Genomic DNA, 20510 nt, shown 5'->3' with positions numbered 1-20510 from the left:
TTATTAGCATAAATTGACATTCGTATTTGATCTTGCGTTAATACGTCAGAATTTTTGTTATATTACGACATGCACATGCCATCGGTTTCTTTTGCCTATATTCAAAGTATCGAAAGCTATTTAACTAGCTTAGAGGTTAGTACAGATAAACTGTTGCGAATCACGCAAAAGCATAGCTCACTTTCAGGCTCTTCCCGTGTTTCCATGGAAGACTATGTCGAGCTGTTAAACCAAGGCGTATCGCTTACTAATAATTCATTATTTGGGTTTGAGTTAGGCAAACATATTCAGGCAAAAGATTACGGGGTGTTGGGTTACCTCGTTGAAAGTTGCGAAAATTTAGCTCAAGCCATAGGGGCGCTCACCCGGTTTGATGCGTTAGTCGCTGATATCGGTACAACAAGCGTATTTGTTGAGTCTGATAAGGCCCGAGTTGAGTGGGTACCTAAAAGCCCAGATAACAAACAAATGGTGTTGCGCAATACCACTGCTTGGGTAGCAACCGTTTATAAAATATTGGGTTCAGCCTGCCAATTAAACGCTATTTCTTTTACGTTTCCCTTGAGCACGCTGGAAAAAGATACGTTAGCCCAGTGGTTTAACTGCAAGGTAGTTGATTGTGCACGCGCCAACGCAATTACCTTCCCCTTACACTTACTGCATGTGCCGTTTACAAGTGAAAATAAGGCTATGTTCAGCGCGCTTATAGAAGTGACAGAAAGAGAGATGAACGAATGCAAAGAGGAACGGCTTGCTCAAACAAACAAGCGCCTTTTTTACCCTAATCCACACGAAGATATTGCCCACAAAGTCGTTTCGCTTTTAAACGCTAACCCTACGCTAAAGGGCTGTAATCAAAAGCGTGTGGCCGAAGCGCTATTCATAAGCCCGCGCACACTGCAGCGAAAGTTGAAGCAAAGTAAAACCAGCTTTCAGCAAATTCTTGATAGTGAGCGCAAATCTCGTTTAGACGACCTTCTTAAACAATACTCTATTGCCGACACCGCAGATTTATTAGGGTTTCAAGAACAATCTTCATTTACCCATGCGTTTAAAAAGTGGTTTTCCACCACACCGCTTAAATATCAAAAACAGCTACTATCAAAAGAGTAGCCATGTCTCGTTATTAACCTTGCCGCATGCGCTATTGCGGTTCGAGAAAGGTGATGTGACTTATAATCTTTAGTCTGAATAGGCAATTTTTTACTATCTAAATTATGATTATTAAACTAATGTGACCAGGAACACGTAGGTATTATCAGGTGTACAGCAACGCTAACTCACAGGAGATACGCTATGATCGACCGTCCAGTTACATTGCCAACGCAGTTAAATGCACTCGTGTCAAAGTCACTAAATCTATGTGAGCTTATGTTACCCGTGTGTGATGTGTTTTATCCTTTTGCCGCTATATACGAAAATGGTCGCATCGGTTGTATTTTTGCTGACGAGACTGGAACTAAAAAACACGAGTCACAGCTTATTGAACAGCTTCAGTGGCGAATAATCGATACCACTACAGATACAAACAGTTACAGTGTTTTAGTGTATGCAGCTGCAGTTAACACTCAAGACAGTAAAACGGTTGATGCTATTGCCATTGCGACTGCAACACCGAATCATGAAGAACGACTTATTCTTTACCCTTACTATAAAGTAGGTAACAAAGTAGTAATTTCCCCCCCTATTGATACGGTAACCCGCTAGTGCAACAGCGATAGGGAAATGTTGTTTTTCAAATGAGCTAGTAGAGACCTATATCAGTTATTACAGTAGTCTTTTGAGGTAGTGCCGCCCAATGTGTGCACTACCTTTTACATGAGTTGTTACGATTAAAATTTTTTGTCCTTTCATAGGCTGTCTTTGCTTGCCAAATCCCATTGGTCTGCTAGCATTCAGCCCAAAATTCATTAGCAAAATTAGGGATTAGTTATTATGTCTCGCGTTTTAATTATTGGTGCTGGCGGTGTTGCGTCGGTAACTGTGAAAAAATGTGCACGTTTACCGCAACATTTCGACGAAATTTACTTAGCAAGCCGCACGGTTTCTAAATGTGAAGCACTACAACAAGAAGTAGGTGCAGATCGCGTTAAGGGTGTTTTCGCTGTTGATGCCGACAATGCAAAAGAAGTTGAAGCACTTATTAATGAAGTAAAACCAGACCTAGTAATCAACCTAGCGTTGCCATACCAAGACCTGCCTATTATGGATGCGTGTCTTGCCACTAACACGGATTACCTAGACACCGCCAACTATGAGCCTAAAGACGAAGCGAAATTCGAATACTCTTGGCAGTGGGCTTACCAAGACAAGTTTAAAGACGCGGGCATTATGGCGCTTCTTGGCAGTGGGTTCGATCCAGGTGTAACAAACGTTTACACGGCTTACGCGGCAAAGCATTATTTCGACGAAATTCACTATCTTGATATCGTGGATTGTAACGGCGGCGATCACGGTCAAGCTTTCGCCACTAACTTCAACCCTGAAATCAATATACGTGAAATTACTCAACGCGGTCGTTTTTGGGAAAACGGCGAGTGGAAAGAAACCGATCCGCTAAGCGTACGTGAAGACCTAGATTACCAAAACATTGGGGTTCGTGCGTCTTATCTGATGTTCCACGAAGAGCTAGAGTCTATTGTTAAGCACTTCCCTACTCTGAAGCGTGCACGCTTCTGGATGACCTTTGGTGATGCTTACCTTAACCACCTGCGCGTACTTGAAGGCATTGGTATGACTAGCATTGAGCCAGTTGAGTTCCAAGGCCAAAAGATTGTGCCTTTGGAGTTCTTAAAAGCAGTTCTGCCTAACCCAGGTTCACTTGCTGAAGGCTACAGCGGCATGACCTGTATTGGCACCTACATCACAGGTATTAAAGATGGTAAAGAAAAGACTATCTTTATCTACAATAACTGTGACCATGCAAAATGTAATGAAGAAGTAGGCGCGCAAGCCGTATCTTACACCACAGGTGTTCCGGCGATGATTGGCGCGGCACTTATGCTTAATGGTACATGGAAAGAGTCGGGCGTTTGGAACATGGAACAATTCGACCCAGACCCATTCATGGATATGCTTAACGAGCACGGCCTACCATGGCACGTTCTTGAATGTGAAAGCAGCCCTTTCACCAAATAGTAGATACCCGGGCGCTTAATTCAAGCGCCCTTTTTTGTTACCGCAATAACTGCAATTGAAATAATTCAAACCATCCCAGGTTGTTAAACTGTACCAGTCAGCCGTTTTTTGAGCTAAGACTGGTTATGTAATACATTAGACACCTCATTAATGCTGTAAGCAGTTTTATTTTTTGGAGCTTTACCCATTGACCGATTTAACTCAACGCACTGATATTCCTTCTCCTTGCTATGTGCTGGAAGAAGAAAAGTTAATTAAAAACCTTGAGCTCATGAAACGGGTTCAAGACGAATCAGGTGCCCGCATCATTTTGGCGCTGAAAGGCTTTTCAATGTGGTCATGCTTCGACATTATTAAACAGTATTTACACGGCGCAACAGCAAGCTCGGTTTGGGAAGCTAAACTCGCGGCAGAGATGGGTAAAGAAGTACATGCTTATTCTCCAGCGTACAAAGTTAATGACGCTAAGGAACTAGCGAGCCTTGTTAACCATCTGTCTTTCAATAGTTTGTCTCAGTGGAATACGCATAAAGAAACCTTATCGAACGTTTCGTTAGGCCTTCGCATAAACCCTGAGCATCAAGAGGCGGATACGCCACTGTACGATCCAGCAGCACCGGGTTCGCGCTTAGGCATACGCGCCAGTGAACTAGAAGGCGTGGATCTGGCGGGTATCGAGGGTTTTCACTGCCACAACCTTTGTGAGTGTGATTCTTTTGCTACTGCACGCACCCTTGAAGCTATCGAAAAGCGCTTTGGTAAATGGCTTGGTCAATTGAAATGGTTGAACCTAGGCGGCGGTCATCTTATGACTCGAGACGGTTATGATGTAGAGCACCTAATAAAAACACTAAAAGACTTTAAAGCGCGTTACCCGCACTTAGACGTTATCTTAGAGCCAGGCTCTGCGGTTGCGTGGCAAACAGGCCCACTAATTTGTGAAGTGGTTGATATGGTGGAAAATGACGGGGATATCGCTATTTTAGATATTTCAGCCACTGCTCACATGCCGGACGTTTTGGAAATGCCTTACCGCCCTGCCATTTTAGGTGCAGGTATGCCAGATGAAAAAGCATATAACGTGAAGCTAGGCGGAAATTCATGTCTTGCTGGCGATGTTATTGATGTCTATTCATTTGACGCACCATTAAAAGCTGGCGATCGTTTACAGTTCGAAGATATGATGCATTACACCATGGTAAAAACCACATTCTTTAACGGTGTAGAGCACCCTGCTATTGGTATTTTACGAACTAATGGCGACTTCGAATTAGTTCGTGAGTTCAGTTACGAAGACTTTAAAGGCCGTTTGTCTTAAACTTAACCCTTCATTAAAAAGTATACCAAATGCTAATTGATCATTATTTGATCAACTAGCTTGTTCCCAATCTGCTCTAGTGCTATTTTGTGGGTGTTGAGTCGTCAAAAGGGAATTTCGACCTACCGCCCTATTCAAGGTGAGTCTCTAATCTCCGTCGTCTTTTGTTCAACACCGAATTCAGGTGTTGTATCAAACCATCAATAATTGCCTGTCTCGGTTATATCTTATCTTTATCAGAGGAATTGATCGTGAGAAGGAATAATCTAGGCTCAAACTGTGCAACTCAAGTACACACATTTGCCAAACCTATTGTATCTGCGCTTAGTGCGCTACTTTTAACTACGGCCTGTATGTCGACAACTCCTTCTATGGGAGGTGGAAGTTCAGGCGCAGTAAGTGGTGGCGCCGGCGGCGCTACGGCTTCAAACAATAATGCGCAATTAGAGAATTGTGACGAAACACTCGGTACATTAAGTGTTTTTGAAGATACAAGTTTGCCCTGGTGGTCAGAGTACCGCAGAACTTACCCAAAACTCGGCAGCACCATTCCTGTTATCAGGTTAATGATTCAACAGTCTAACTGTTTTGTCATTGTTGAGCGTGGCCGCGCTATGAATGCAATGAACACCGAGCGTCAGCTAATGCAGTCTGGGCAACTTCGCTCTGGTTCAAATATTGGGGGCGGCCAAATGGTAGCAGCTGATTACACGCTCAGCCCATCTGTACTTTTTGCCGAAAAAACCCAGGGTGGTAAAGCCATAGCCGGTGCACTGTTTGGCACATTAGGCTCTATCGTTGGCGGAGGTTTTAGCAAGAATGAAGCGGCTACCTCGTTACTGCTTATAGATAACCGCTCCGGTGTTCAGGTTTCTGCTGCAACAGGTAGTGCTGCGAATCACGACTTTAGCTTGTTTGGCGGCATGTTTGCTGGCGCAGCAGCAGGTGGCGCTGGCGGCTTCTCAAAAACACCTGAAGGTAAAATGCTGGTCACTGCTTTTGCCGATTCTTTTAACCAGATGGTGGTCGCACTTCGCTCTTACAAAGCGCAAGAAGTTGAAGGGGGGCTAGGAAAAGGAGGAAGGTTAACAGTGGGGGGCGCTGATGATGCCATGCCAGATGCTACCGATGCGCCAGCGATAACTACCTCAACAACAACCACTGCCGTCTATGTCGACAACACGCCTTCTAGGGTCACCGTTTCAGACCGCAGGTCTTACAATTTTGACGTCGATGAATACGATGAAAAAGCCTTTAATAGGTACTATGACTGGCTGAAAAACTATGGCCCATTAATGACTGCGTTCGTCTCCTTCGACCCCGAAAATAACAATCCTAACTGGCCAGGCGGAATGTCTATGGCGGCAGCCGCGACCATGCTTCTAACTCAGTTAGATTCTCACCGTATTGAACTTGAAGCATGGCCATATGAAGCTAGGGTGCAAGCATGGAGAAAAATGGGAAGAAGGTTGGAAAGCCACACCGAACTGTTTGAGCGAAACCGGACATTAGCGCTTCGAAATGAAAAACTCGACGACGAAGTGCGTCAAGTTATTGAAAGCATACAGGTAGTAACAAAAGAAAGCTTGTTCCCAGAGGGTATTTAGCTATTAGAACATTGAACCCGAAGCCGCAAATTGCGGCTTCGGCTCTCAATACTTTTGATAGTAGTAACACGTTATAGCTATACCACACCACTACCCGAAGCAGCTTCAGATTTGTCAATCTCTCCTTCAGCAAGGACATCATTACCTAATTCTATTTTAAAGGTTGTGCCAGGCTTCCCCTGCAAACTGTAGCGAAAGCCGTACATCTCACCTTCGTTCAATGAGACTTCTGTCACATCATTTGGATGTGATTAAATCGTAAACGCCAGAGTCATTCGTTTGAGAGAATATATCTACCAGCCATTTGCCATCAGACATGGTGATTTTAAGAGTCTTTGTCATCTGCGCCTCCTTTAATAATCAGCCCATTCATCTTGGACTGTCATACAATGTACTACTTTGTATTTCGCCTATGACGCTTAAGATCAATCTTTCTTAGAGCAAATTACGCTTTTGCATCTAGCCCTGCTTGATACAGCGCATTCTTTTTCAAGTCATAATGACTTGCTACCACAGCCGCTGCTTTTTTCAAGGGCATGTGCTCGCACAAGGTATTTAGGAGTGACATTGCTTCACTGGGTATTGCTTGGTCACTTACCTTAGCGGGACCAATCATCACAACGAACTCACCTTTTTGGTGTGAAGCATCGGCATTAAGATAATCAATCACATCTTGTGCGTTACCACTTACATAGGTTTCAAAGGTTTTAGTCAACTCTTTAGCCACAACAATGTGGCGTTCGCCTAATACACGCTGAATGTCGGTAACCGTATCTAGAATTCGACGAGGCGCTTCATAGTAAACCGTGGTGAAAGTTCGATCTAATAGCGCTGATAATACACCTTCACGCGCTTGGGTTTTAACTGGCAAAAAGCCTTCAAATGTAAATTTATCTGTAGGCAGTCCTGACGCGCTTAATGCAGTAATTGCGGCGCATGGTCCGGGCAAAGCACTAACTGGAATGCCTTGCTCACGGCATTTACGCACTAAAACAAAACCAGGGTCGCTGATAAGTGGCGTGCCCGCATCACTTATCAAAGCAACAGATTCACCACCTTTCAAACGTTCACAAAGCATAGCTGTACGCTTATCTTCATTATGCTCGTGAAGTGAAAGGGTCTTAGTTCCAATACTAAAGTGCTGTAGAAGTCGCGCGCTATGACGGGTGTCCTCGGCAGCAATCCAGTTAACTTCACTTAATACGCGAATTGCTCTAGCACTGATGTCATCTAAGTTGCCAATAGGCGTAGGAACAATATAAAGAGTGGCGGTGTCTGTCATAACAGTGGTTAAGTCTTACGTTAAATTGAAAGGTTATGCGATAAGTGTATCACGCCATTAGTCCAGATTATGCTGGCAAGCGTAGATTTTCACACTGGTTAAGATAAACTTGACCTATAACGATGTAAAAGGAATGAAACTGTGCGTCATATCGGACAATCTGGAAAAATTTTTACGCTGTCAGCCATTGCTACGGTATTGGTACTATCGGGTTGTGGGAGTACTCCACAAACTCAGTCGAAACCTGTGGTAGTGGAACCGACTCCAATTGAAACCACCCAGGTTGAAGAGAACGTCACACCTTCGCACAAACTCCTAGAAGCTAAGAAGGTATGGGAACGTACCCGCGATAAAGAACGGCGCGATGCACTTTTGCTGCAAGCCGCTGATTTATACCTTCAAAACCAACAACCTGTATTGGCGCAGCAGGTGTTGTATGAAGTTAAAGAAGATGGTGTGTCAGAACGTAACTACTCGTACTATTCTCTTTTAGTTACCAAAGCCTATGCGGGAATGCCTGATGCGTCAGCAGACGAATTGCTGGCAATGCTCGATGGTGTAATGGGTACAGGTGAAACTGCATTTCAAAAAGCAGAACTTCAAACTCAGTTGTACTCACAGCAAGGTAATTTTGCAGCAGCAGCCAATAGCGTGCTAAACACCAACTTGCCAGACGAAGATAAAGTAAAGCAGGTATGGCAGTGGCTCACTTCCATACCGACAGAAACGCTTTCAAAAGTAGGAAAGGCGTATCCCGCTCTATCACCTTTCATCACGCTTCGCGAGTTGACTGAAGCCAATGCTTCATCGCCCGCAACATTGGCAAGAGAGCTTCAAAATTTTCAGCAAGTTTATCGCGGCCATATTTTAGAAACGACTTTGCCTGACAATATACTTAAAGCAACGCAACTTACCGACGCTGGCGCCAATGATATTGTAGTACTACTTCCACTTTCCGGCCGTTTTGCACGTACGGGGCAAACAGTAAAAAATGGTATAATGTCGGCCTATTACACCGATGTTGAAAAACGCCAAGATGAGCACCTTCTGCCACGCCTACGTTTTATTGATACAAACGGCGTTGATGCGCAGCACCTACTTAATGAAATCGGCGACACTAAATTTATTGTCGGACCGCTACTTAAAGATACTGTAGAAAATTTAATCCCCAATTTGCCTGTTGGGGTGAACGTACTGGCATTGAATCGTCCAGAAGAACTAATAAACCAAGCAAATGCAAACGGAACGCCGGCCAAGAGTAGATTAACGACATCATCAAATTCTGCGTTAAATAATGTCACTGATTCGGCAGGAAGCATGCTGACAGATACAGAAACCCAAGGAGAGCTAGATAAACTGGATTTAGCAACCTCTTTGAATTTTTTCGGCCTTGCCCCGGAAGATGAAGCCAAGCAACTTGCCGAATTTATTTTTAATAAAGGCTATCGTGCACCTATCGTTATTGCGGCTCAAAGCAGTCTGTATCAGCGAATGGACACCACATTTAAAGTGCATTGGAAGGCACTTAATAATAAAGAGAACAAACGCCGCACTAACATAACCTCGGTTACGTTTAACGACAGCAACTCGCTTCGCGAGGGTATAACTCAAGCGCTCGACGTTGCCCAAAGCAATGATCGCATTAATCAAATTGAGTACATGACCAATAATGAAGTGTACAACATGCCTCGCAGCAGACGCGATATTGACGCTATAGTTGCGTTTGCGTCTCCGCAAGACACAGAGCTGCTAAACCCAATAATTGAAGCAAGCTTAAACCCTTACGACGGAAAGCAAGTTCCTGTATATGCCACATCTCGTTCAATGGATTACGATAGCGGAAAAAACCAATGGCGTGATTTACAAAATGTGCACTTTATCGATATGCCTTGGTTAATGCCTTCACACAGTTGGCAACCTCTTCAGCAAGAGGTCGAGCAGGCTTGGCAAAATCAAAATACCATGCAAAAACGTTTGTTTGCGTTTGGCTTCGATGCCTACCAGCTGCTTCCCCAGCTAGGCATGCTAAACACGCTTAAATACCTTTCACATGAAGGCTTGACCGGAACCCTTTCGCTTAATGAGAAAGGCGAAGTCATTCGCCAGCAGCCTCAAGCTATGATCCGTAACGAAAAAGTACAGATGCTGTCGGAGTAAAATATGTCAAAACTGCAAGGGAATGCAGCAGAAGACAAAGCCTGTCATTATCTTGAGGAACAAGGGCTTACCCTTCTGTGTCGAAACTACCGTACGCGACGTGGTGAGTTAGATATTGTAATGCAAGACGGCAATACTATTGTGTGTATTGAAGTCAAATATCGGAAACGGAATCATTTTGGCAGTGCAATAGAATTTGTAACGGCTAAAAAGCTAAATCGAATTCATGCTGCGTTTGGTTTCTATTTGTTAGATAATAACCTGAATCCAACATCTACGCCCTTACGGATAGACGTTATTGCCATAGACGGAAGCAACCTTCAGTGGCTGAAGAACGTCGGATAGAGGCTCACAACATATAGCTATATGGTTTATGCTCCCTGAAAAAGGAAGAATATAAGTGTTGGATGTAAACGCGTTTAAGAATAAATGGCAAGGTCTTAAAGTAAAAGGTATTCCATTTGTTTTATCTTAGTTTTACAAGCTTTCTTCCATTTGACGAAAGTGCCTTAGGTTCCTACAAATAATGAGTCCCCCCAACAACAAGATGTCGAACTGTAACCTTGAGAACCAAGAAATAGAATTAATAGTTGGTAACTCTAGTGCCAGCTTTTCTGGCGTAACGTCTACTATGCTGCAAGTGACATCGATACAACAGCGCATGATCAACTTGCGGATAATGGGTAAACATTTTGTCCCGGATCCCTCGATGACGATAACATTCTGGGAAGTCGTTAAAATGTGTCGAAGACCGCTTAGCAATGGTAAGTGGCGTATTTTTCACGCACGTCGCGTTGATGAAATGATTCAGGGAATAATCCTCAAATACGTGTTTCGCGGAAAAATAAAACTTGTATTTAGCTCGGCCGCCCAGCGAAAGCGTTCAGCATCAACGGTGTGGTTAAGCGATAAGATGGATGCGGTTATTGCGATGAGTAACCGTTCCGCAAAGCACTTAGACAAACCACCTGCCAAAATCAATCTACACGGTGTGCAGATTGACAAGTATACGCCAGCAGAAAACAAACAAGAAGCTTGGCAGTCACTAGGTTACGGTGGAAAATACGGTATAGGTATTTTAGGTAGAGTAAGAGAGCAAAAAGGCGTTCATCTTTTTGTGGAGGCTTGCATCAAAGTATTTCCCAAATACCCTGATGTGAATGCTGTGGTGGTGGGCGCTATTTCCTCAAGCAACCAAACGTTTGTGAATCAGCTTAAAGATAAAGTGACCGAAGCAGGTCTAGCTGATCGCATTATTTTCACAGGTGAGTTGCCGTTTGAACAGATTCCAAAAATCTTCAGTGCATTGTCTCTAGTAAGTGCACTGAGCGACAACGAAGGCTTTGGTTTAACGGTACCTGAAGCGATGAGTGCTGGCGCTGCTGTACTAGCAACACAGGCGGGTGCATGGGAAGATATCGTGAGGCCAGGAGTTGACGGGTATATAGTACCTACTAAAGACCAGCAATCTGTAACTGAACATATGGATTTACTTCTTTCGGATATGAATAAACTTGCAGAAATGGGCAAAGCCGGTCGTGAGCACGTTGTAAAAAACTTTAAGGTTGAAGATGAAGCAAAGAACTTAGTTGAGTTTTTTCGCTCACTTCAGTAAACAACGCCTTGGCAATGAAATAAAAGCCATGCCGCGTGTTATTTGATATTAATAATGCAAAGCATAAGCAAATTTTTTTCAGATACTGATCATTATGTTTAGCCGTGCGTTGTAACTTAGTGCTACAACCACTTAAAAAGATCAGTAGGCTGTTGAGAACAAAGAGATAACAGATGATTGAACAAATAAAAGCGAACTTTACCGAGAGCATTCAGACAAAAATTGCAGCATCGGAAATATTGCCAGAATATATTGAAAAAGCGGCGTACATGATGGTTGAAGCCTTGATAAGAGGCAATAAAGTACTGAGCTGTGGTAATGGTGGTTCTGCTGGCGACGCACAGCACTTTTCATCAGAAATGTTAAACCGCTATGAACGTGACCGTCCTAGCCTACCTGCTATTGCGTTAAGCACAGACACCTCGACCATCACGTCTATCGCTAATGACTACAGTTACGACGAAATATTTGCCAAGCAGGTACGTGCGTTAGGCCAGCCTGGAGATATTCTTTTGGCTATCTCCACTAGCGGTAATTCTCGTAATGTTATCGCAGCAATGGAAGCGGCATTGTCTCGCGATATGACTATTGTGGCCCTTACCGGCAAAGACGGCGGCGAAATGGCTGGTTTTTTGAGTGAGCATGACGTAGAAATTCGCGTTCCTTCTAACCGTACCGCACGTATTCAAGAAGTGCACCTTCTAGTTATTCACAACCTATGTGAATGCATTGACGACAGCTTATTTCCTGCTGATCATGGCGACGACTGATCAAACTAACTATGAGTAGACAAATAAAAAACTTAAGCCTGCTTGGCACTGTATTAGCCCTAATTTTAACATTACAAGGTTGCGTGGTGGCAGTCGGTGCTGCCGGCGCCATGGCAGCAAAAGTGGCTAACGATAGACGTACGGTAGGTACACAACTTGACGATCAAAATGCCGATGCGGCGGTGTCTTACCAATGGTCGAAAAGTGACGCGCTTAAAGAGCAGACTAACCTTCAGGTTGATGTTTATAACGGTGTTGCCTTACTTACCGGTCAAGCCCCTAATCAAGGGCTTATAGACGAGGCAGTTAGCCGTGCTCAGGAAGTCAGCTACATTAAGAAAATTCACAACCAAATACGCATTGGCGAACCAATAGGTGCAGGTACACAAGCCAACGACCTGTGGCTCGCGTCAAAAGTACGCACCAAGATAGTCGCAGATGAGCGCGTACCGGCTCTTCAGATTAAAGTGGTAGTGCAAGACTCAGAGGTATTTTTAATGGGTCGATTAACTAACCTTGAAGCTACAGCTGCGGTCGATATTGCGCGTAATATTACGGGTGTAGCTCGCGTCGTTAGAGCCTTTGAAATTGTTCAATAGAGAGTTCGCCACTGCCCTTTTGGTAGCAGGGGCACTCTTTATGGAAATTTTGGACGCCACGGTAATTACCACGGCGCTCCCTGTTATTGCTGCCGACTTCAATGTGCCGGCAGCCCACCTTTCTATCGGCGTGTCGGCTTATTTGGTAGCCGTTACGCTCTTTATCCCTTTAAGCGGCTACGCTGCTGACAAATTTGGGGCTCGCACAATATTTATAGCGGCGATTGCCGTTTTTACTTTTGCTTCGGTTCTTTGTGGCTTAAGTACCAGCCTATTTGAATTTACGTTATCTCGCATTCTTCAAGGGTTAGGCGGTGCTATGATGGTGCCGGTTGGAAGATTAGTAGTATTGCGGGATTTGCCCAAAGAAAAACTAGTAAAAACCGTAGCTATTATTACATGGCCCGCTTTGAGTGCACCGCTGTTAGGCCCAGTGCTTGGCGGCTACATAGCTACACATTTTAGCTGGCAGTGGATATTTTATATGAATATCCCGCTGGGTATCATCGCAATAGTCGCCTCTCTTTACCTTTTGCGAAACACCAAAGGTGATGTAGGAAAATTTGATATTAAAGGCTTTTTGCTTACCGGCGTAGGCTTTGCGCTTTTTATGGCTGGTATCGAGTTTCTTGCCAGTACCAGCGACAAACTTCTTCAGTCTCTTGGCGTCATTGCCGTTGGTTTAACACTCATGATTCTCGCAATAAGGCATGTTAAAAACGCCAAGAATCCCCTATTTTCATTTGATGCCATGCAGCATAAAACCTTCAGACTTTCTGTTTACGGTGGTTCTGTGGTACGAGTTGCGCTTGGTAGTGCACCGTTTCTTGTACCGCTTATGCTGCAGCTTGGTCTAGGCTATTCTCCTGTCGAGGCTGGTTCACTATTGCTGTGGCTTTTTGTAGGAAACTTGGCGATAAAGCCCGCAACAACGTGGATCATGAACACGTTTGGTTTCAAACGTGTGCTTGTAGTGAACGGAGTGCTAATCGCTCTTGGTTTTGTCGCGCTAGCTATGATAAATCACGCTACGTCGTCCTTTACCATTGCCGCTATCTTGTTTGCTAACGGCGTGACTCGCTCAATGCACTTAACGTTAATAAATACTATTGCTTTTGCCGACGTACCACCCAATAAAATGCGAGATGCGAATACCTTAGGCGCTATTCTAATGCAAATGAATCGCGGCCTTGGAATTACCTTATCAGCGCTTGCAATCGCTGCTGCAGCCTTCATTCTTGGACAAAGCCCCGACACGCCAAACCTACAGACCTTCACCCTATCTATGATGTTTATGGGCGCTGTGGCGCTAGTGAGTATTTACGACAGCTTAATGCTTTCGAAAGAAGATGGTGACTCTGTGTTAAACAAGCGCAAGGCAAAAAGAGCGCGACAAAGCTAGACCAAGCCCATGCTTGTAAATCTTGTGACAAATGTCACATGCGATTGGTGACGTTTGTGACTAACGCTATCTAAGACACTTTTGCATACTTTACCTATCGACATTACAACACTAGGTAAAGCAAATGGAAGATATATTAGACCACGCTTCTACAACCAGTATTCAGAACTCCCCTCTTTCATTGGAAGAACAGCGTGAAGACTTCAAAAACAATAGATTCATTGCTATGCCGCTTGCTGGCACAATTGTTTGGGCGTTCCTTGGTATAAGTGCTCCCTTTGTATCTGAGTTCACCATAACCTGGATGCTTTATATCGGCACAGGGGCAATTTTCTATCTAGGCGCAGGCTTGTCTTACCTTACCGGTGAAAGATTCTTTGCGAAAAGCGCAGTAAAGAACAGCTTCGACCGCCTTTTCTTTGTTGGTATGCTTATGAGCCTACTGGTTTTTGCCATCGCCCTTCCGGTTGCCGCTATTGACCACACAACCGTGCCGCTGAGTATCGGTATTCTCGCAGGACTAATGTGGATGCCTTTATCCTGGGCGATAGAGCATTGGGTTGGCTATTTTCACACTATCGCAAGAACCTTCGGCATTGTTGTAGCTTGGTACCTGTTTCCGGAAGCACGAGTAGAAGTAATTTCGGCGGTAATTGTCGCTGTCTACATTGTGTCGCTCATCACTCTTGAACGCCGTTTTCAAGCAATCAAATCTAACTAATTTCACTTTAACAAGAAGGAATATACGATGACTTACTTACTTTTAGCGGTTGCAATTATCACTGAGGTTACGGCTACCATGTTGCTTAAAATGTCGAACGGATGGGAGAAATGGGCCTTTGGCTACGGCGCTATATTTTTCTATACCGTGTCAGGTATGTTGTTTGCCATGGTCTTAAAAAACATGGGAATTGGCGTCGCCTATGCCATTTGGTCAGGCATGGGTATTGCGCTTATCACCGCTGCTTCGGTGGTATTTTGGAAACAAACTTTCGACATTTATGCCGTGCTGGGTATTATGTTAATTATCTCTGGCACTTTGCTTATCACCAGCAAGTCAGCCGTTGTATTTCAATAGGGACGAAGTACTCACAATGCGCAGCCATAACAGCATGCAAAATAACGACGACGCAGTGCCTACAGCTCATTTAAATGAAGGCACTGCGACAATAGGTGGCTCAATAAATCATGTAGACAAAAGCGACGTGGCGCCTGAACTACCGCTTTTGGGAAGTGGACGGAAGAGGCGCTGGTCTCACGGAAGCTTGTTTTTTTCGCTGTTCTTCTTTGTCCCCCTCATTATTTCCCGGCCTCTTCCCATGGAAATGTGGGCGTTCCAAACCCTCGGATACCTTAGCTTTGTCATTCTTTACATCAAATCCATAAAACAGCCTATCAGCACACTGCCCACTTATCTGCTACTCATGTTTATGCTTTCAGTAGCATGTAGTTTTCAAAATCCTGGTGGCGCAACCATTATCGGTTTTATCGCTTTTATCATCGGTTATTACAACTCGTTGAAAACAGGGTTAATGAGCATAAGCGTAATGATGACCGTGCTTATCACGCTTCACATTTCCATGTTTGAAGATGCCCATTTTCTTTTAGTCGCATCTTTAATCAACAGCTTAGTGCTGTTCGGTTTTGGTGTTATGGAGCGCAAGGAAACCCTTCATGGCCTAAAAGAAAGCCAGCAAGCTGAAGCATTACGCGTATTGTCTGCGATTGCTGAACGTGAACGAATTGGCAGGGATTTACACGATGTTGCAGGTCACGCGCTAAGCTCTATTTCATTAAAAGCACAGCTGGCCGATAAACTTTTAAGTAAAGACAAGGTTGCAGATGCGCATCGAGAGGTAAAAGCGCTGGCGCAGCTTTCGCAAGCGCTGCTAAGCGATATTCGCCAGGCGGTGTCTGATATTAAGCAGCTCTCACTTAGCGATGAAATAGCAAAAGACAAATCACTGTTAGAAGAAAACGGTTTTAACGTTGCAACCACTATTGATGACAGCGCTTTGATGCAGCTGACTTCAAAACAAGAAAGCCAGCTTGCGCTCATAGTGAAAGAACTAACCACTAATACATTGCGCTATTCAAAAGGAAACGCAGTATCGCTTGGCCTTGAAGTTATCGGACATGTGATAAAAATGACCTATAAGGACAACGGCGTTATTGAGAACTCTGCACCATTAAGAGAAGGAAACGGGTTAATGGGAATTAGAGAGCGTGCCGCGTCATTACGTGCAGACGTGGACATCTCCTTCAGCCCCACCCCTGTTTTTACTGTACAGCTTAATATTGAGCATACGTCGTCGATAGGAACTGATTAATGAATCTAGAATCTACCACTACCATTTTAATTGTAGAAGATCAGTCTTTGGTCCGCGATGCCATCGCCATGCTGCTGTCGTTGGAAGACGACCTAACTATTGTCGCCAAATGCAACAACGGACAGGAAGCAATTAATTATTTGAATGATAACCCTACGCCACACATTATTCTTAGTGATATAGAAATGCCTCTGGTTTCAGGGCTAGATTTAGCTGCTTACGCAACCAATCAAAGCCTCAGTACCAAGGTGATATTGATGACTACGTTTTCAAAACCAGGCTATATTAAGCGCGCTTTGAGTGTCGGGGTCACAGGATTTATTTTAAAAGAGTCTGACAGTGATTATTTAATTGATGCTATTCACAAAGTTTCTGCAGGAGACAAGGTAATTTCACCTGAACTAGCGATTATGGCACTTGATGATAATAATCCATTGTCGCAGAAAGAAATGTCGGCACTGAAGCTTGCCTCTGACGGCCTAAAAACACAGGCTATTGCACAGCAGCTATTTCTTTCAGAAGGAACGGTACGGAATTATTTATCGGAAGCTATTTCAAAACTAGACGCGACCAACCGCGTAGATGCTGCACGTATTGCAAAGCAAAAGGGGTGGCTTTGATAGAGGCTTAAAACCACGTGGTAGCGATTGTTGTAGACATGGGTATTGTCAACTTTTCAGACAAACCAGTCAGCACGCGTTCTGGCCCGTAAATAATACCCTGATGTTTTTCAGTCCATACACAAGTTACTATACTTGTACCTTTGCGCAATTCACACTGCCACTTCGCGGTTGTTTCCGCTAACCGTTCGTAATCCTCTTCAATTTCCCAACCTGCTTCAACATGCTCTACGATGACTTGTTCGAATTGAGCAAACGGAACAGGCTGAATGATTACCCATTCGTTTTTCTTAAACTTTTTTTCTAACCGCGATTTTTTAAAATTAGTAAACAATCCCACGTTCCATCTCCGTATGATTGAAAAGCTTTGCGTTCAGCGAAAGCGTTTCTAATATTTCGACACCGTTCCCATAACTTGCCCCGAAGGGGTTGGGCAAGAACAAGACGTCCCAACCATTTCACCGTTTGACGTGGGGCATATGCCATACTCGCCATTACCGCCGTAGCGGCACAGATTACCGAACTCAGGTTTATTAACAGCAACTTTACCGTTTTGATTTTGGTTACCGCCTTCTTCATCGGGTAAATAGACGGTATAAGTACACCCTAATAGTAGCGTGGAAACTAAAAGCAGACTGATACCACAGAGTGTTTTTACTTTCATAAAGAATTACTGCGCATGTTTAGAGTAACTCTAAAGCTATGCCAATAATGAACATAAAACAAGAAGAAATGAGCAAAAAAAAGCCAGTCTGAAGACTGGCTTTTCAATTATAACTTGTTGTAGCTATTAGAATTCAGTCGAGAATCTAACGCCAAACTCGCTTGCATCGTTGCTTAGAATTTGAAGGATGTAGTCACCCGTGTTCAGGCGCGCATTGTCGTAACGCTCATCGAAAATATTGCGACCATAAAGGGCTACGGTGTACGCATCATTCGCTGGCGTGTAAGCAATGTCGAAGTTTACTAGCTCACGGCTATCTAGCTCAGTCATACGCTCAGGTGCAGACGTCGGCTCGCCATACATTTCAGCGCGGTATGAGTAATCAGCACGCACGCGAATTGAATCGCCACCATCAAGCTCGAAGGTATATTGCGGGCCAATTGCTAACGTTAGGTCAGGCGTAAGCGGTGCAACAGGGTTGAAACCGTCTTGCTCTTCAACATCAACGTCCATATAACCAATGCTGGTCATCATGCTAAAGTTGCCGTAACTAAATGTTGCGTCTGCTTCAACGCCACGAGAAGTTTGTTCAACAACAAGGTTTGCTGTATCAAAACCACCTTCGCTTACACGGCTAACTTGGTAAGGAAGATCTTCAAACTCGGTGTTAAATACGGCAACACTGATATCGAAGTAGTCATTCACACGACCTTTGATACCCACTTCGTAGTTAGTAGCGGTAATATTGTCTGAAGCTGTGAAACAGTTGTTTGCACGAACTGCTGCTTGTGCACCTTCGATATCATCGAAGCCACCAGCACCGAAGAACTGGCCGATTAGGCAGTAAGGGCGCGCTGGGAATTGACCAGACTGATAACCAGACTGAATAGTCGCATAACCTGTCATGCCATTTTCAAACGTATAGTTTGTAGCAAGTTCCCAGGTTACTTCGTCCCAATCATTTGAATCATAAATAGTACCAAGTGCAGAGAATACGTTCGCAGACGCTTCTTTTTCGTCTTTGGTGTAACGAAGACCACCAGACACATTCAGCTCGTCTGTTAAGTCATGACGCACGTTTACGTAAGCGGCTTTTGATGTTGTTTCTTGGTCAAGCGCGAGTAGGTTTGGACCACCATCGAAGTTAGAGTCGTCACCTTGGCGGTTGCTACCTTCTTCGTTGAAGTAGTAAAGACCGGCTACGAAGTCAGTATATTCGTTGATATAGCCGTTAAGCTGAAGTTCAATCGATGTTTGATCTGCTTCACCGCGCTCAGGGAATTGGTCTAGCGAGAAAACAGTACCATCGTCGTCAAGACCAGCCTTGTACTTTGATGTACGTTGGCTTGCTACCACTTTAGCTGTGTAGTCGTCGTTGATGTCCCATTCTGTAGTCAATGAAATACCGCGCGCTTCGTTCGATACGCCAGTTACCGCTTCAGTACCCGTTGCGTTGTCGTAGATATCAGCACCTTCAGGCGTAACATCTGTATTACGAAGCTCTACACCAAGGCCATTACCGCCACCGAAGTAACGTGCAGAGCCCACTTCATCAATTAAAACAGTGTAAGGACGAAGGCCGCCGTCGCCGTTGTTCGCGTCTGCGGTTAACACCATACGGAAGTCATTTGAAGGCTCCCACTTAAGTGAAACACGACCTGAAATATCTTCAGTTTCACCTACGTCGTATTCAGCATTTGGCACGTTGATGAATTCGCCAAGCCCGTCGCGTTTGTTGAAAGCTAAATTCATATTGAACGCAACAGTTTCTGATAGAGCGTGGTTAACAAAAAGGTCTGCTTTTACGCGACCGCGAGTACCAAACTCAGTATTGATTTTAGTCACATCGCCTTGGTCTGGCTCTTTAGTGATGATGTTAATCGCACCACCAATAGAGTTACGACCATATAGAGTACCTTGAGGGCCGCGAAGTACCTCGATACGCTCAATGTTGTTAAGGCTCCAGTTTTGACCAACTTGGCGGCCTAGGTAAACACCATCAACATAAACACTAACACCTGGGTCGGTGGTGATAAGGTGATCTTGAAGACCAATACCGCGAATAAACGGGTTCACTGAAGACGTGTGACCAGCAGAAAAACCAGTAACATTTAGGTTTGGTACAAACTTACCAACGTCGGTCAGGTCAGTAATACCTTGAGAAGCTAACTTATCGCCGTCAAAAGCACTAATAGCAATTGGCACTTCGTAAATAACTTGAGGGCGTTTTGTCGCGGTAACGGTAATGGCTTCAAACTGTTGTTCTTCGGTTGCTTCAGCCTCTTGAGCAACGGCAATGTTTGAAAGAGCTGGAACGGTCATCGCTACTGCTAGTGCGACAGGTGAAAGCTTACTGGCGAGTGTCTTAGACACGTCAGTATTGGTTTTCATGGTGTAACCCCTTTTTGCGTGAGTGTTAGGTATAATTTTGTTGTTATAGGCTGCTTCAAGTTCTTCTTTGGAACTTTGAAAGGCTAAACTCACTGAATTAAGAGGCGCACATAACCTTGTGCTAATACTGGATTACAGGCATTAAAAAAGTAAGTCGTAATAAAACATTACAAACTTACTTTCAATAAAACTCTGCTTTAAAAGTAGTGAATACTTTCCCAGTCCCCTAAAACTCAGTAGAAGAATTTAGGCTTGAAGACTGGAACGATATGTTACCGTTAGATTGTGATCTTGCAAAGTAAAATATTACACTTTTACTAAAATAAAACTTTAAAATTAGACTAATTGGTTAGGTTAAACAGCAAGCTTACAACTTCTTAAAAATTTACAAAAAAGCTTAAATATCAAAAAAATAAATAAACTCATGGCCTGATAAAGCCCGTTTAAAATGAGCAATCAACGCCTAGACCAAACGGACAAATTTTAATCAACTTACTCACTGTAGATATTTCTGTTGTGACGCTGGTTACCATACATAATTCCAATCAAAACCCGCCCCCAACTTTCAACCCTGCTCCGATAGCGTGCAAATGCGAGTTTTGACAACTAGTTTGTCG

The 20510-nt window shown here is 44.0% G+C and carries 20 protein-coding genes; 15 read left to right on the top strand and 5 right to left on the bottom strand.

What is annotated here, in order from left to right:
* Positions 1 to 75 precede the first annotated feature (75 nt).
* The 5 genes from ACXAFM_RS13715 (at position 76) to ACXAFM_RS13695 (ending at position 6063) form a co-directional block, all read left to right on the top strand.
* Positions 76 to 1113 carry an AraC family transcriptional regulator gene (locus ACXAFM_RS13715; protein WP_474830389.1) on the top strand — a complete coding sequence of 346 codons (1038 nt, stop codon included), beginning with the start codon at positions 76 to 78 and terminating at the stop codon, positions 1111 to 1113.
* 183 nt (positions 1114 to 1296) lie between these two features.
* Positions 1297 to 1707, top strand: coding sequence for a hypothetical protein (locus ACXAFM_RS13710; RefSeq protein WP_474830387.1), 411 nt, complete (start codon positions 1297 to 1299; stop codon positions 1705 to 1707).
* Positions 1708 to 1935: 228 nt separating this feature from the next.
* The gene (locus ACXAFM_RS13705; protein WP_269916754.1) at positions 1936 to 3138 is read left to right on the top strand and encodes a saccharopine dehydrogenase family protein; all 1203 of its coding nucleotides are present in this window, start codon (positions 1936 to 1938) and stop codon (positions 3136 to 3138) included.
* A 187-nt stretch (positions 3139 to 3325) separates the two neighbouring features.
* Entirely contained in the window at positions 3326 to 4456 is a 1131-nt protein-coding gene (gene nspC, locus ACXAFM_RS13700) for a carboxynorspermidine decarboxylase (RefSeq protein WP_474830385.1), read from the top strand.
* A gap of 251 nt (positions 4457 to 4707) precedes the next feature.
* On the top strand, positions 4708 to 6063 hold the full coding sequence (locus ACXAFM_RS13695; protein ID WP_474805278.1) for a CsgG/HfaB family protein: 1356 nt from the start codon (positions 4708 to 4710) through the stop codon (positions 6061 to 6063).
* Positions 6064 to 6140: 77 nt separating this feature from the next.
* Here ACXAFM_RS13695 and ACXAFM_RS13690 read toward each other — a convergent pair whose 3' ends face one another.
* Both ACXAFM_RS13690 and rsmI read right to left on the bottom strand, forming a co-directional pair.
* Positions 6141 to 6284, bottom strand: coding sequence for a hypothetical protein (locus tag ACXAFM_RS13690; RefSeq protein WP_474834931.1), 144 nt, complete (start codon positions 6282 to 6284; stop codon positions 6141 to 6143).
* Between the two features lie 224 nt (positions 6285 to 6508).
* Positions 6509 to 7345 (bottom strand): 16S rRNA (cytidine(1402)-2'-O)-methyltransferase, encoded by an 837-nt coding sequence (gene rsmI, locus ACXAFM_RS13685; protein ID WP_474830382.1) that lies wholly within the window; start codon positions 7343 to 7345, stop codon positions 6509 to 6511.
* Between the two features lie 141 nt (positions 7346 to 7486).
* Between rsmI and ACXAFM_RS13680 the strand changes: the two genes are divergently transcribed.
* From ACXAFM_RS13680 to ACXAFM_RS13635, 10 genes are all read left to right on the top strand, one after another.
* Complete coding sequence (locus tag ACXAFM_RS13680; RefSeq protein WP_474830380.1) at positions 7487 to 9502, top strand: penicillin-binding protein activator; 2016 nt, start codon at positions 7487 to 7489, stop codon at positions 9500 to 9502.
* A gap of 3 nt (positions 9503 to 9505) precedes the next feature.
* Entirely contained in the window at positions 9506 to 9847 is a 342-nt protein-coding gene (locus ACXAFM_RS13675) for a YraN family protein (protein WP_474830378.1), read from the top strand.
* 181 nt (positions 9848 to 10028) lie between these two features.
* Positions 10029 to 11117, top strand: a complete 1089-nt coding sequence (locus ACXAFM_RS13670) for a glycosyltransferase family 4 protein (protein ID WP_474830376.1) — start codon at positions 10029 to 10031, stop codon at positions 11115 to 11117.
* Positions 11118 to 11290: 173 nt separating this feature from the next.
* Positions 11291 to 11887 carry a phosphoheptose isomerase gene (locus tag ACXAFM_RS13665; RefSeq protein WP_118492632.1) on the top strand — a complete coding sequence of 199 codons (597 nt, stop codon included), beginning with the start codon at positions 11291 to 11293 and terminating at the stop codon, positions 11885 to 11887.
* A 23-nt stretch (positions 11888 to 11910) separates the two neighbouring features.
* The gene (locus ACXAFM_RS13660) at positions 11911 to 12486 is read left to right on the top strand and encodes a BON domain-containing protein (protein WP_474809221.1); all 576 of its coding nucleotides are present in this window, start codon (positions 11911 to 11913) and stop codon (positions 12484 to 12486) included.
* A gap of 19 nt (positions 12487 to 12505) precedes the next feature.
* Positions 12506 to 13888, top strand: coding sequence for an MFS transporter (locus ACXAFM_RS13655; protein WP_474830595.1), 1383 nt, complete (start codon positions 12506 to 12508; stop codon positions 13886 to 13888).
* 124 nt (positions 13889 to 14012) lie between these two features.
* Positions 14013 to 14609 carry a DUF7010 family protein gene (locus ACXAFM_RS13650; protein WP_474830373.1) on the top strand — a complete coding sequence of 199 codons (597 nt, stop codon included), beginning with the start codon at positions 14013 to 14015 and terminating at the stop codon, positions 14607 to 14609.
* Between the two features lie 27 nt (positions 14610 to 14636).
* A complete protein-coding gene (locus ACXAFM_RS13645) occupies positions 14637 to 14966 on the top strand; it encodes a DMT family transporter (RefSeq protein ID WP_071815800.1) in 330 nt (109 codons plus the stop codon).
* Positions 14967 to 15000: 34 nt separating this feature from the next.
* Positions 15001 to 16218, top strand: coding sequence for a sensor histidine kinase (locus tag ACXAFM_RS13640; protein ID WP_474834929.1), 1218 nt, complete (start codon positions 15001 to 15003; stop codon positions 16216 to 16218).
* Positions 16218 to 16838: a response regulator transcription factor gene (locus tag ACXAFM_RS13635; protein WP_474830369.1), complete on the top strand. Its 621-nt coding sequence runs from the start codon at positions 16218 to 16220 to the stop codon at positions 16836 to 16838. Before ACXAFM_RS13640 ends, ACXAFM_RS13635 begins: the two co-directional genes overlap by 1 nt.
* Before the next feature lie 7 nt (positions 16839 to 16845).
* Here the strand turns inward: ACXAFM_RS13635 and ACXAFM_RS13630 are convergent, their stop codons facing one another.
* The 3 genes from ACXAFM_RS13630 to ACXAFM_RS13620 form a co-directional block, all read right to left on the bottom strand.
* On the bottom strand, positions 16846 to 17178 hold the full coding sequence (locus ACXAFM_RS13630; protein WP_474830367.1) for a hypothetical protein: 333 nt from the start codon (positions 17176 to 17178) through the stop codon (positions 16846 to 16848).
* 48 nt (positions 17179 to 17226) lie between these two features.
* Positions 17227 to 17502 (bottom strand): hypothetical protein, encoded by a 276-nt coding sequence (locus ACXAFM_RS13625; protein WP_474830366.1) that lies wholly within the window; start codon positions 17500 to 17502, stop codon positions 17227 to 17229.
* 126 nt (positions 17503 to 17628) lie between these two features.
* Entirely contained in the window at positions 17629 to 19893 is a 2265-nt protein-coding gene (locus tag ACXAFM_RS13620; RefSeq protein WP_474834927.1) for a TonB-dependent receptor, read from the bottom strand.
* Positions 19894 to 20510 lie beyond the last annotated feature (617 nt).

This window comes from Alteromonas sp. ABD4_190, assembly GCF_056160105.1.
This window is presented reverse-complemented; position numbering and strand designations above follow the sequence as displayed.